The 12,317-nt window shown below is 66.7% G+C and carries 13 protein-coding genes; 3 read left to right on the forward strand and 10 right to left on the reverse strand.

Features of this window, described 5'->3' with window-relative positions; all coding sequences use genetic code 11:
• Positions 1 to 82 precede the first annotated feature (82 nt).
• Positions 83 to 982 carry a Gfo/Idh/MocA family protein gene (locus ACLBWL_RS08075; RefSeq protein ID WP_447791777.1) on the forward strand — a complete coding sequence of 300 codons (900 nt, stop codon included), beginning with the start codon at positions 83 to 85 and terminating at the stop codon, positions 980 to 982.
• Positions 983 to 997: 15 nt separating this feature from the next.
• Here ACLBWL_RS08075 and ACLBWL_RS08080 read toward each other — a convergent pair whose 3' ends face one another.
• The 3 genes from ACLBWL_RS08080 to ACLBWL_RS08090 are packed head-to-tail and all read right to left on the reverse strand — an operon-like array spanning position 998 to position 2,611.
• Positions 998 to 1,447 carry a cytidine deaminase gene (locus tag ACLBWL_RS08080; protein ID WP_447791779.1) on the reverse strand — a complete coding sequence of 150 codons (450 nt, stop codon included), beginning with the start codon at positions 1,445 to 1,447 and terminating at the stop codon, positions 998 to 1,000.
• Positions 1,444 to 2,121, reverse strand: coding sequence for a glycoside hydrolase family 25 protein (locus ACLBWL_RS08085; RefSeq protein ID WP_447791781.1), 678 nt, complete (start codon positions 2,119 to 2,121; stop codon positions 1,444 to 1,446). The genes ACLBWL_RS08080 and ACLBWL_RS08085 overlap by 4 nt, the downstream gene beginning before the upstream one ends.
• Positions 2,122 to 2,128: 7 nt before the next feature.
• Positions 2,129 to 2,611 (reverse strand): UPF0262 family protein, encoded by a 483-nt coding sequence (locus ACLBWL_RS08090; RefSeq protein ID WP_132735525.1) that lies wholly within the window; start codon positions 2,609 to 2,611, stop codon positions 2,129 to 2,131.
• Between the two features lie 211 nt (positions 2,612 to 2,822).
• Here ACLBWL_RS08090 and ACLBWL_RS08095 point away from each other — a divergent pair, with 211 nt between their 5' ends.
• Positions 2,823 to 4,313 (forward strand): replicative DNA helicase, encoded by a 1,491-nt coding sequence (locus tag ACLBWL_RS08095; RefSeq protein ID WP_447791783.1) that lies wholly within the window; start codon positions 2,823 to 2,825, stop codon positions 4,311 to 4,313.
• 167 nt (positions 4,314 to 4,480) lie between these two features.
• Here ACLBWL_RS08095 and ACLBWL_RS08100 read toward each other — a convergent pair whose 3' ends face one another.
• The 7 genes from ACLBWL_RS08100 to ACLBWL_RS08130 form a co-directional block, all read right to left on the reverse strand.
• Positions 4,481 to 5,233, reverse strand: a complete 753-nt coding sequence (locus ACLBWL_RS08100; protein ID WP_447791785.1) for a phosphoadenylyl-sulfate reductase — start codon at positions 5,231 to 5,233, stop codon at positions 4,481 to 4,483.
• The gene (locus tag ACLBWL_RS08105; protein WP_056050673.1) at positions 5,226 to 5,666 is read right to left on the reverse strand and encodes a DUF934 domain-containing protein; all 441 of its coding nucleotides are present in this window, start codon (positions 5,664 to 5,666) and stop codon (positions 5,226 to 5,228) included. The genes ACLBWL_RS08100 and ACLBWL_RS08105 overlap by 8 nt, the downstream gene beginning before the upstream one ends.
• Positions 5,659 to 7,290 carry a nitrite/sulfite reductase gene (locus ACLBWL_RS08110; RefSeq protein WP_447791787.1) on the reverse strand — a complete coding sequence of 544 codons (1,632 nt, stop codon included), beginning with the start codon at positions 7,288 to 7,290 and terminating at the stop codon, positions 5,659 to 5,661. Before ACLBWL_RS08110 ends, ACLBWL_RS08105 begins: the two co-directional genes overlap by 8 nt.
• 1 nt (position 7,291) lies before the next feature.
• Positions 7,292 to 7,588, reverse strand: coding sequence for a DUF2849 domain-containing protein (locus ACLBWL_RS08115; RefSeq protein WP_447791789.1), 297 nt, complete (start codon positions 7,586 to 7,588; stop codon positions 7,292 to 7,294).
• Positions 7,585 to 8,376 carry a uroporphyrinogen-III C-methyltransferase gene (cobA, locus tag ACLBWL_RS08120; protein WP_447791791.1) on the reverse strand — a complete coding sequence of 264 codons (792 nt, stop codon included), beginning with the start codon at positions 8,374 to 8,376 and terminating at the stop codon, positions 7,585 to 7,587. Before cobA ends, ACLBWL_RS08115 begins: the two co-directional genes overlap by 4 nt.
• Before the next feature lie 90 nt (positions 8,377 to 8,466).
• Positions 8,467 to 9,879: a succinylglutamate-semialdehyde dehydrogenase gene (astD, locus tag ACLBWL_RS08125; protein WP_447791793.1), complete on the reverse strand. Its 1,413-nt coding sequence runs from the start codon at positions 9,877 to 9,879 to the stop codon at positions 8,467 to 8,469.
• A 101-nt stretch (positions 9,880 to 9,980) separates the two neighbouring features.
• Complete coding sequence (locus tag ACLBWL_RS08130; RefSeq protein WP_447791795.1) at positions 9,981 to 11,339, reverse strand: protein adenylyltransferase SelO family protein; 1,359 nt, start codon at positions 11,337 to 11,339, stop codon at positions 9,981 to 9,983.
• 37 nt (positions 11,340 to 11,376) lie between these two features.
• Between ACLBWL_RS08130 and ACLBWL_RS08135 the strand changes: the two genes are divergently transcribed.
• Positions 11,377 to 12,282, forward strand: a complete 906-nt coding sequence (locus ACLBWL_RS08135; RefSeq protein WP_447791797.1) for an alpha/beta fold hydrolase — start codon at positions 11,377 to 11,379, stop codon at positions 12,280 to 12,282.
• Positions 12,283 to 12,317 lie beyond the last annotated feature (35 nt).

Genomic DNA, 12,317 nt, shown 5'->3' on the forward strand with positions numbered 1-12,317 from the left:
ATTGCGTCGGCCCCGTCGACAGCGGGGATTTGTGCGCTAGAGCCGGGGTTCGAGGCTGGAAGCAAAGACGGGCAGGTGGGTGATGCGGGTTCTGATGTGCGGCTTGGGCGATATCGCGCGGAAGGCCTATCTGCCGGTGCTGGCGGCGATTCCGGAATTAGAGCTGCATCTCGCGACTCGCGATCCTGCGGTGTTGGCCGAACTGGGCGCTACCTATCGGCTGGCGGACCTCCACCCCAGTCTCGACTCGGCGCTTGCTGCGGCGTCGTTCGACGCGGCGTTCGTGCACAGTGCGACTTCGGCGCATCCGGCGATCGTCGAGCGCTTGCTGACCCTGCGCATCCCGACCTTCGTCGACAAGCCGCTGGCGGATAGGTTCGTGGAGGCGGAACGGCTGGTCGCGCTGGCCGATGCACAGGGGTGCCTGCTGACGATCGGTTTCAATCGGCGATTCGCGCCCGATTATGCCGCGCTTCGGCACGAACCGCGTCCGTTCATCCTGATGCAGAAGCATCGCCGCGCGCAGCCCGACCTGCCGCGCCGAGTCGTGTTCGACGATTTCATCCATGTCGTCGATACGCTCCGCTTCCTGACCGACGCGCCGAGCCCGCAGGTCACGATCGAGACGCTCGTCGAGGACGGTCTGCTGCACGGCGTGACGTTGATGTTGGCCGGCAGCGATCACCACGCCGTCGGGACGATGCAGCGCAATTCGGGGCTGGACGAGGAAAGGATCGATCTGATCGGTGCGGGCCGCAAGCGGTCGATCGTCGACCTGTCGGAGCGGTTCGATCATGACGGCACGATCGGGCGGCGTCGTCGGGGCGACTGGACTCCCGTTACCGTCCAGCGCGGGTTCGACGCGATGTGCACGGATTTCCTCGCAGGCGTGAAGGCCGGGCGCGCGACCGCGTCCCAGGACATTCTCGAAACGCATCGGCTGTGCGAGGCGATCGTCGCGCACGCCGAGATCGGGGATTAGAGAGCGGTCGCCGCCTTAGGCAATGCCAAGATCGGCAGGACCGAACGCGTCGGGGAGCAGTTCCGAGACTGTATAGGTGCGGATCGCAGCGCCTGCCGCCGCGCCGCAGTGCACGGGCAGGTCGCGGCCAGCCATCTGCGCGGCTTCGTTGATGACCTGGCGGCAGCGACCACAGGGGCTGACCGGGGATGAGCCGGTCGCGCGGCCGTCGGCGTCCATCGCGCCCCCGATCACGCCGATCGCGACGATATCGCGCAGCCGCCCCGCGGCGCTCGCGGTGGCGATCGCGACCGTCTCGGCGCACAGCGACAAGCCGTAGCTGGCGTTCTCGAAGTTCGCGCCGGTGATGACCGTGCCGTCGTCGAGCAGCACCGCGGCGCCCACCGCGAATCGCGAATAGGGGGCGTGCGCGTTGCGGGCGGCGTCGCGCGCTGCCGCGACGAGTTTGGTTGCTTGTTCGGTCATGATGCCACCACGTCCCAGTTCACCGGTCCCTCGATTCCGTCGATGCGGCGGAAATCGCTCGCGCGCCACATCCGCCACGGCCGCGCGGTGTAGTCGGGCTTGAGAATATTCTCCACCGCCCATAGCGGCCGCGGGACTGCGTCCGACAGGCTGTATTTCGAATCGACGGCCTTGCTGATCCGCAGCATTACCGGCTGCCGGGTGTGCGTCTCGACCATCGTCACGAACTGCGCGATGTCGGCGATCAGCGTCGCGCGATCCGGTCGCGCGGTGCAGTCGTCGTGGAACGCGATGTCGACAGCGGTCGGCAGTGCGTCCGACGTCCGCGGCACGAAGGTGTTGAACGCGTTGGCCTGCTCGTCCGCGCGCTGGCACAAGGAATAGACGTGGACCGCGCCGCGGCGCAGGCCGGCTTCAGGCAGCGCCGCCCAGTTCGCCTCGAAGGCTGGATCGCGGCGGTCGGTGCCCGAGGTCGCGACGATGTAGGCGAAGTCGGCACCGCTCGCGCGGACCGTGCCCCATTCGACCGGGCCGGGGTTTTCGACGAGGTCGATGCCCTGCAACGGGTAGTGTTTGACGTCGGGGTGCCAGCCGGTCGCAGCGGTCCAGCCGCAGATGCCGACAAAGCCGGTTGCGGCGAGCGCGGCCGCGAATTTCAGAAGTGCGTGAGCCATGGGTCTTCTAGTTGCGGATGTGGAGAACGCAGATCAGCGTGAACAGCCGTCGCGCGGTATCGAAATCGACCTCGATCTTGCCGTCGAGGCGCTCTTTCAGCAGCTCTGCCGCTTCGTTGTGGACGCCGCGGCGGGCCATGTCGACCGTCTCGATCTGCGCCGGGGAGGATTGCCGGATCGCCTGGTAATAACTGTCGCAAATCGCGAAATAATCACGGATCGGCCGGCGGAACCGGCCGAGCGCGAGCACTAGTGTCTCGAGATGCGTGTCGTCCTCGCGGTGGATATGGATGCCGAGGCGCCCTTCCTCAGACTGCAGCTTGATCTTGTACGGGCCGGCATAGCCGTCCGGGTAAGCGCGCTGCGGGGCGAAGTGATTGCCCTCGATCAGGTCGAAGATCGCGATCCGGCGCTCTTGCTCGACGTCGGGCGAGCGCCAGCCGAGACTGGTCTCGTCGAGTTGCACATCGATGATCCGCGGGTCGGCCATACCGGTTCGATAGCGGCGCACGTATCGCCTGTCACTTGTCGCGACACCCACGGAATTCTCCCTGCCTTTTGATGAGGAAGGAAGGGGGCAGGGAAATCTCGCTTCGTTGGAACGGAGGGGTAAGCATGCGAACGCCAATCGCCGACTTATCCCCATCATTCCGCCGCACGCCCCCTTGGACCCCGCCTCGCGCATCGCGTAGGTGAAGCAGATGGCAACTCTCGCATTCCCCGTTCCCGCCGCCGCCGAGCCGCAGCAGCTTCCCCGCAACGTCGAGGCCGAAGCGGCGATGCTCGGCGCGATGATGATCGACAACCGGCTCGCCGACGATCTCGTCGACAAGCTCGAACCGGGACACTTCTTCGAGCCCGTTCACGGCCGGATCTTCGCCGCGATCAAGACGCTGCGTGGCAATGACATGCTGGTGACGCCGGTAACGCTGCGGCCGATGTTCGATGCCGACGAGGGCATGCGCGAGCTCGGCGGGCCGGCGTATCTTGCCGGCCTGACGGGCAGCGGTGCGGGGCTGATCGGCGCGCGCCAGTTCGCGCAGCAGATCTACGACCTCGCGATGCTCCGCGCGCTCGTGTCGGTCGGGCGGACGCTGGTCGATCGCGCGATGGACACCTCCGAAGAGGTCAATCCGCGCGCACAGATCGAGCTCGCCGAGGAGGAGCTGTTCAAGGTTGCAGCCGACGGCGGCTCAGAGAACACGGTGAAGTCGTTCGCGCAGGCAACCACGGCGGCAGTGAAGATGGCCGAGCGTGCGCTCAATTCGGGCGGCAATCTGTCGGGCGTCACCACCGGCATCGATTCGATCAACGCGAAGATCGGTGGCATGCATCACAGCGATCTCATGATTCTCGCGGGCCGTCCGGGCATGGGCAAGACGTCGCTCGCCACCAACATCGCGTTCAATGCGGCGCGACGCTGGATGCGCGACATGGCCGACGGGATCGCGCCGAAGGATTCGGTCGGCGCGAAGGTCGCGTTCTTCTCGCTGGAAATGTCCGCGGACCAGCTCGCGACGCGTATTCTCGCCGAGCAATCGCAGATTTCGTCCGAGTCGCTCCGCATGGGCAAGATCAGCCGGACCGAGTTCGCGCAGCTTGCTGCCGCCGCGGCCGAGTTGGAGAATTTGCCGCTGTTCATCGACGACACCGGCGGTCTCTCGATCGGCGCACTGCATACGCGCGTGCGCCGGTTGCAGCGTCGGCATAACAACGAGATCGGGCTGGTGGTGGTCGACTACCTCCAGCTTTTGTCGGGGTCGGGCAAGAGCAAGGACGGCAACCGCGTCCAGGAAATCTCCGAGATTTCTCGCGGGTTGAAGACGCTGGCGAAGGATCTCAACGTCCCCGTTCTGGCGCTGTCGCAGCTGTCGCGAGCGGTGGAGTCTCGCGAGGACAAGACGCCGATGCTCTCGGATCTTCGCGAGTCCGGCTCGATCGAGCAGGACGCCGACATGGTCTGGTTCGTGTACCGCGAGGATTACTACGTCGCGTCGAAGGAGCCCAAGCGCCCGGCGGAAGGGGATAGCTCGAAGATCTTCGAGGACCATGCATCGTGGGCGGCTGAGATGGAGCGGGTCTACGGCCTGGCGGAGCTGATCATCGCGAAACAGCGACACGGTGCGACGGGGAAGGTCCGGATGAAGTTCGATCCGACGATCACGAAGTTCTCGGATCTCGCCGAGTATTGAGGCCATCGTGTCCCTCTCCCCTCCGGGGAGAGGGAAGGGGCCCGCGGCTCTTGCCGTGGGAAGGGAGAGGGGAGTGAGGCTCGGGACGGTTCATCCCAACCACCCCTCTCCCTTCCGTCGCCAAGTGGCTCCTCCCTCCCTCTCCCCGCAGGGGCGAGGGAAAGCGGTCAGATCATCGGATCGTAATCGGTCGGCGCGTGGATGCCGCATTCCACCTTGTCGAAACTCCGCCACCGGCCCGCGCGCGGGTCTTCGCCGGGGGCGACCTTCGTCGTGCAAGGCGCGCAGCCGATCGAGAGATAGCCCTGCGCCTCCAACGGATGCCGCGGCAACTCATGCTCCGCAAAATACGCGTCGAGCTTAGCCTTGTCCCAATCCGCGAGCGGGTTGATCTTCAAGCGGCCCTCGTCCTCCTCGAACCGGGGCAGCGCGGTACGAGTCCCCGACTGGAACCCCTTCCGCCCCGAAATCCAGGCATCGAACGGCGCCAGCGCCCGCCGCAACGGCTCGACCTTGCGCAGATCGCAACACCCATCCGGATCATACGACCACCGCAACCCCGTCTTGTCCTTGATCGCAAGCAACCGTGGATCGGGACGGAAGACGCGGAGATCGGTAAAGCCCAGCTTCTCCGCCAGCTCGTCACGATACGCCAAGGTCTCGCCGAACATCTTCTGCGTATTCGTAAACACCACCGGCACGTCGACATCGACCTGCGCAACCATGTGGAGCAGCACCGCCGACTCCGCACCGAACGACGACACCGCCGCGATCCGCCCGCGCAACTCCCCGACCAGCAGTTCGCGCAGCATCTCCTGCGCGGAGATACCTTCGAAGCGCGCCTGCATCGCCATCGCGTCGGCGCGCGTGAACGCCGGCGTGACGTCGATCATGTCGAGTTGGCGCGCGGGCTCACCCATGGCGCAGCTTCCACACCGGCACCGCACCGTCCGCCGCCTTCTGGTACGGCGTATCGTAGCGCTCGAGGCTCGCGCGCAGCACGTCGATGTCGATCGGCGCCTGCGGTGCGAAGCTGTCGAACCCACAGCGCCGCATCAGCGGAATCTGGTCGACCAGCACATCGCCCTGCGCGCGCAGCTCGCCGGTATACCCTGCTTCGCGCAGGATTCGCGCCGACGAATATCCACGCCCGTCGCGGTAGCCCGGAAAGCTCACCTCGATCAGCGCGAGCTGGTCGATCTGCGGCAACAGCGCGCGTGCATCGTCGCCCGCTTCCAGGCGCACGGCGGCGGCGTTGCTCTGGCCGATGAACGAATCGAGCGTCACCGCCGGCTCGTCATGCGGCTCGTCGTCGCGGAAGCGGAGCAGCGTCTGGTCCGGATACTCAACCATAGATCGCCTCCTTGAACGTCTCGAAGCCGACGCGGCGATAGGTGTCGAGGAAGCGCTCGCCGGGATCGCGGACCTGCAGGTACCGGTCGGTAACGCGCTCGATCGCGTCGACCACGCCGTCCTCCGAGAAACCGGGGCCGGTGATCTTGGCGAGGCTCACATCCTCTGCGCCCGACCCTCCGAGCGAGAGCTGGTAATTCTCAGTGCCCTTCTTGTCGACGCCGAGGATGCCGATGTGGCCCGCGTGATGGTGCCCGCACGCATTGATGCAGCCGCTGATCTTGAGCTTCAGTTCGCCAAGGTCACGCTGGCGAGCGAGACTGCCGAAGCGCGTCGCGATCTTCTGTGCGAGCGGGATCGATCGCGCGTTGGCGAGGCTGCAATAATCGAGACCGGGGCAGGCGATGATATCGCTGATCAGGTCGAGATTGGCCTCAGCAAGCCCTGCCTCGTTCAGCGCCGACCACACCGCGTGGAGGTCGGCGATCTTGACGTGCGGCAGGACGATGTTCTGCGCATGCGTGACGCGCAGTTCGTCGAAGCTGTAGCGCGTGCCGAGATCGGCCATCACGTCGATCTGGTCCGCCGAGGCGTCGCCGGGGATGCCGCCGATCGGCTTGAGGCTGATGTTGACGATCGCATAGCCCGGCTGCTTGTGCGCCTTCACGTTCTGGTCGAGCCAGACCGCGAAGTCGGGATCGCTGCGGTCGATATCGGTCGACGCGTTGGCGTCGAAATCGGGCGCGCCGAAGTGGCTGGTGATGCGCTCCAGCTCGGCCCGCGGCGGATCGAGGCCGAGGCCCTTCACCGCAGTGAATTCCTCCTCGACTTGGCGGCGATATTCGTCGGGGCCGATCTCGTGGAGCAGGATCTTGATCCGCGCCTTGTAGATGTTGTCGCGCCTGCCGTAGCGATTGTAGACGCGCAGGCACGCCTCGAGATAGCTCATCAGGTCGTCGGCAGGCACGAAGTCGCGGATCTCGTGACTGATCATCGGCGTGCGGCCCATGCCGCCACCGACGAAGATCTTCGCGCCGAGTTCACCGTCGCGGACGTGCAGCCCGATGCCGATGTCGTGCAGCCGCATCGCCGCGCGATCCTCGTCCGCCGCGATCACGCAGATCTTGAATTTGCGCGGCAGGTACGTGAACTCGGGGTGGAACGTCGACCATTGGCGGATCAGCTCTGCCCAGGGGCGCGGGTCGGCGACCTCGTCCGCGGCGGCGCCGGCGAACTGGTCGGAGCTGATGTTGCGGATGCAGTTGCCGCTGGTCTGGATGGCATGCATCTCGACCGTCGCCAGTTCCTGGAGGATGTCCGGAGTCTGGTCGAGCTGGATCCAGTTGAACTGGATGTTCTGCCGCGTAGTGAAGTGGCCGTAACCACGATCGTATTTTCGCGCGATATGCCCGAGCATCCGCATCTGGCGCCCGTCGAGCGTCCCATACGGCACCGCGACTCGCAGCATGTATGCGTGCAGCTGGAGGTACAGCCCGTTCATCAGGCGCAGCGGCTTGAACTGGTCCTCGGTCAGCTCGCCGGAGAGGCGGCGGCGGACCTGATCGCGGAACTCGTCGACGCGCTGGTCGACGATCGCCTGGTCGTATTCGTCGTATTTATACATGTCAGATTACCCAGCTGCCGGCGTTGGGGTCGGCGGGTTTGAGAGTCAGGTCGGGTCGCATCGTCGGGCCGAGCGCGCGGATCCGGTCCTTGATGTGCGCGGGGCGGGGGCCGTCTTCGGTCTGCGTCGCCTCGATCAGATAGGGGACGTTGACGCGGCGCGCGCCTTCTTCGGCCCGAAGGATCGATTCACCCGCGACGCCGACGTCGACCGCATCCTCGATGTGGCGCGACCAGCCATTGCCGGTCCACCAGATCACGTCGCCGGTAGGAAGGTCGTTTCCGGTCAACAGCTTCATGCGGCGGCGTCCTCTGCTACGCGGGCCCAGCGGGCGAGTTTGTCTTGCGCGTCGGAGAGTTCGACGACCTCTCCGACGACGATGATCGCGGGGCTCTTCACCGCCTCGCGCGCGACCATCGCGCCCAGATCGGCGAGCAGCGTGCGGATCGCGCGGCTGCCCTCCAGCGTGCCGCGTTCGAGCACCGCCACCGGCATGTCGGGCGCGACGCCGTCGGTCATGAGCTTGTCGGCAATGTCGGTCGCCGACGCGATGCCCATGTAGATCACGAGCGTACGGCCTTGCCCCGCGAGGCCGGCCCAGTTTTGCTCGCTCAACCCCTTGCACTGGCCCGCGACGAAGCTGACTGCACTCGAATGATCGCGGTGGGTGAGCGGCAGCATCGCCTCAGCGGCACAGCCGAGTGCGGCCGAGACACCGGGGATCACTTCGACGGGCAGGCCGGCGGCGCGCACCGCTTCGACTTCCTCGCCGCCGCGGCCGAACACGAACGGGTCGCCGCCCTTCAGGCGGATGACGATCGCGCCGGTCTTCACATGCGCGATGATCAGCGCGTTGATCGCCTCCTGCGGCAGCGTGTGGCGTGCGCGCTGCTTGGCGACCGAGATGCGCTGCGCAGACGGCGGCGCGATGTCGAGCACGCGCGGATCGATCAGGCCGTCATGGACGACGACGTCGGCGGTCTTGAGCGCCTCGACCGCGCGGACGGTGAGGAGACCGGGATCGCCTGGCCCCGCGCCGACGAGGATGACGCGCCCGCGGGCGGTGGGATCTAGAAGGCTTGCCATGGAGCAGGAGATGGACGGCAACCCGCTGCACCGCAACCGAATGATGCTTTGGCGGGAGGTAGGATTGCTTTCGAACGCGCCGAAACGCGATCAGCCGTCGCTGAGGCCGATGCCGATCGACGCGCGCGCGCTCTCGGATTCGCTGCTGACAACCGGGTAGGCGCAATAGTCGGCGGCGTAATAGGCGCTCGGCCGGTGGTTGCCCGACCAGCCGATACCACCGAACGGCGCGCCCGACGAGGCGCCATTGGTCGGCTTGTTCCAGTTGACGATGCCGGCGCGGATGTTCGCCCAGAACCGGTCGTAGAGCGCAGGCGTCTGGCTGATCAGCGACGCGGACAGGCCGTAGCGGGTGGCGTTCGCCTCGACGATCGCCGCGTCGAAATCGTCGACGCGGACGACCTGCAGGATTGGGCCGAACAGCTCGATATCGGGTCGGTCAGCGATATCGGTGACGTCGATCAGGGCGGGTTTCAGGAATGGCAGGTCCGCGACCGGGCGTTCGAGGTGGCGGATCGCGCGGCCGCCGCGCGTAAGCAGTTCGAGGAAGCTTTCGGTCAGCTGCTCGGCGGCTTCGTTGTCGATCACCGGGCCCATGAACGGGGCGGGGTTGGCGTGCGGTTCGCCAACGATGATCCGGCCGACCATCTTGTCGACGGTGGCGATCAACGGGTCGTAGAGCTTGGTGTCGACGATCAGCCGGCGCGCCGCGGTGCAGCGCTGCCCGGCGGTGGTAAAGGCCGACTGGATGATCAGGATCGCTGCGGTGTGCAGGTCCGGCGTGTCCCACACGACGATCGGGTTGTTGCCGCCCATCTCGAGCGCGAGGATCTTCTCGGGCTTCTCGGCGAACGCGCGGTTGAGCGCGAGGCCGGTGCGCGCCGAGCCGGTGAACAACAGCCCGTCGATATCGGGGTGCGCGGCAAGCGCCTTGCCTTCGTTCGGGCCACCGATGACGAGGCGGATGCATTCGGGTGGCACGCCCGCGGCGCGGAAGCATTCGACCAGGAACGCGCCGACCGCGGGAGTCTTTTCGGACGGTTTGAAGACCACCGCGTTGCCGGCGATCAGCGCGGGGACGATGTGCCCGTTGGGGAGATGCGCGGGGAAATTGTACGGCCCGAGCACCGCCAGCACGCCGTGCGGTTTGTGGCGGACGGCGATGCGCGAGCCCATCGTCGCTTCCAGGCGGCGCTGTGCGGTGCGGTCGGCATAGGCGCTGACCGAGATGTCGACCTTGGCGATGACCGTCTCGACCTCGCCGCGCGCTTCCCAGATCGGCTTGCCGGTCTCGCGCGCGATCAGGTCGGTAAACGCGTCGTTGCGCTGGCGGACGATGTTGGCGAAGCGCCGCATCGTCTCGATCCGGAAGGCGAGCGGTTTGGAGGCCCAGGTCGCCCAGCCGGACCGCGCGGCGGCGACTTCGGCATCGACATCGCCGATCGGGTGGCGCCAGAGAATCGCGCCGGTGGCCGGTTCGTAGGAGATGATCTCGTCGGACATGCGCCGCTCTTGCCTTGATTCGCGGGGAGTTTCCACTGGTCGCGGAAAACGCGGATCGACAATCGGTTTTGCGATCCTCCCCTTGGCGGGGGAGGATCGGGTCAGGCGAGCGCGTCGGCCATGGTGCGGATTGCGGCGACCTTGGCGGTCAGCGCATTCCAGTCGTCGTGCTCTGCGATCGGCGCCCAGATCGCCTCGACCTCGTCGATCAGCATGCTGCACGGCTCGCCCGACCAATACGGATGCGCGCGGTCCTTGCGTGGTTCGTAGGCGGCGAGCGCGGCGCGGACTTCGCTCCAGGGTTCGCCGTAGGTGTCGGGCAGCGTGCCGCCGAACGCGTCGAAGAAGAAGCGGTCGATGCCGGCTCCCGAGGTGCGCAGCGCGCGTTCGGTCGCCTGGACGAGATCGCGGTCGGCGCCGGGATCGCCCGGACGGACGCCAAGACGCCAGAGGATCGCCTCCGTGACTTCGGGTTGGTAGCGCGGGCCGAATTGGTCGAGCGCGGCGACCAGCGGGTCGCTCTCGGCGATCTGGCGGAGTGCAACAGCAAGCTGCATGACGTCCCAGTGGATCGCTTCGGGCTGGCGGCCGAACGCGTACAACCCCTGATGATCGAAATAGGCGGCGGTGAAGGCAGGGTCCCAGGTCGGGGCAAACCGCCACGGGCCGTAGTCGAAGCTCTCGCCGGTGACGTTGATGTTGTCCGAATTGAGCACGCCGTGGACGAAGCCCGCCGCCATGTAGCGCGCGGCAAGGCGCGCGGTGCGGGCGACGACGAGGTCGAGCAGGCGGATGGGATCGTCGCTGTCCTCGTCGTAGAGGTTGCGGAGCGTGTAACCGACGAGCTTGCGAAGGCCAGCTTCGTCGCGCTCGTAGGCGAGGCGCTGGAAGCTGCCGATGCGGACGTGGCTGTGGTTGAGGCGGACGAGAACGGCGGAGCGTGTCGGGCTGGGCTCGTCGCCGCGGTGGAGGTGCTCACCGGTTTCGATCAGTGACAGCGTCCGCGAGGTGGGGACGTTGAGGGCTTCGAGCATCTCGGTCGCGAGGATCTCGCGAACGCCGCCCTTGAGCGTGAGGCGACCGTCGCCCGCGCGGCTCCACGGGGTCTGGCCCGAGCCCTTGGTGCCGAGGTCCATCAGGCGACCACGATCGTCGCGCATCTGGGCGAAGGTGAAGCCGCGGCCGTCGCCGAGATCGGGATTGTAAGTGCGGAATTGGTGACCGTGATAGCGGAGGGCTAAGGGCTGGGGGAGCGTGTCCGGCAACGGCGCGAACCGCCCGAAATGCCGGGTCCACTCATCGTCGGCGAGCGCGTCGAGGCCGATCTGCGCGGCGGCGCGATCGTTGCGGAATCTCAGCCGTGTCTCGGGGAAGTCGGCCGGCGCGACCGGATCGAAGAACGCGTCCCCGAGCGTCAGGAGTGCAGCTTCGGGGCGATAGGCTTGCGGGTCGATAGGCATGCGGCGATATGGTGGCCGCTACCCGAAGGACGCAACCATGGCCGCTTACGAAAACCTCTATTGGTCGTCCGGCGACGGCCTCAAACTGCATGCGCGCGACTATCCGGGCGGGGCGGAGGGCCAGCCGCCGATCCTCTGCATGCCCGGACTGACTCGCAACGCGCGCGATTTCGATGCGCTCGCCGCGCGGCTGGCGGGGCGCTGGCGCGTGATCGCGATCGACTTTCGCGGGCGTGGCGAGAGCGCGTACGCCAAGGATCCCACGTCGTATGTCCCGACCACCTATGTCGACGACGTCGACGCGCTGCTGACCGAGCAGGGGATCGATCGGTACATCGCATTCGGCACGTCGCTCGGCGGGATCGTGACGATGCTGATGGCGGAGCCGTCGCGGGGACGGATGCTCGGTGCGTTGCTCAACGATGTCGGGCCGGAGATCGATGCGCAGGGGCTGTCGCGGATTCGTGGTTATGTCGGCAAGGCGAACGTGTTCCCAACCTGGATGCACACCGCGCGCTGCGTCGCCGAGAATAACGACGACGTCTATCCCGACTTCGGGATCGAGGACTGGCTGGCGATGGCCAAGCGGCTGTACCGGCTCAACAGCTCGGGGCGGATCGTGCTCGATTACGACGTGAAGATCGCCGAGCCGTTCCGCGTGCCGGGCAACGAGGCGGGGCCGGACATGTGGCAGGCGCTGGCGTCGCTCCGTGATGTGCCGACGCTGATCGTGCGCGGCGGTCGATCGGACCTGTTGTCCGCGGCGACGGCGGAGCGGATGGCGGCGTCGCTCGACCAGGTCGAACTCGTGACGGTGCCGGGGGTCGGACACGCGCCGACGCTGACCGAGACGATCGTGCAGGCGCCGATCGACCGGCTACTGGAGCGCGCGCTTGAGCGTGACCATGAGGGTGCCCTTGAGGGTGGGGGTATTCGCGCTTAGGACCCGCCTCCTGCCGATATTCTACCGACAACCGG

Source organism: Sphingomonas sp. M1A8_2b, assembly GCF_053345535.1.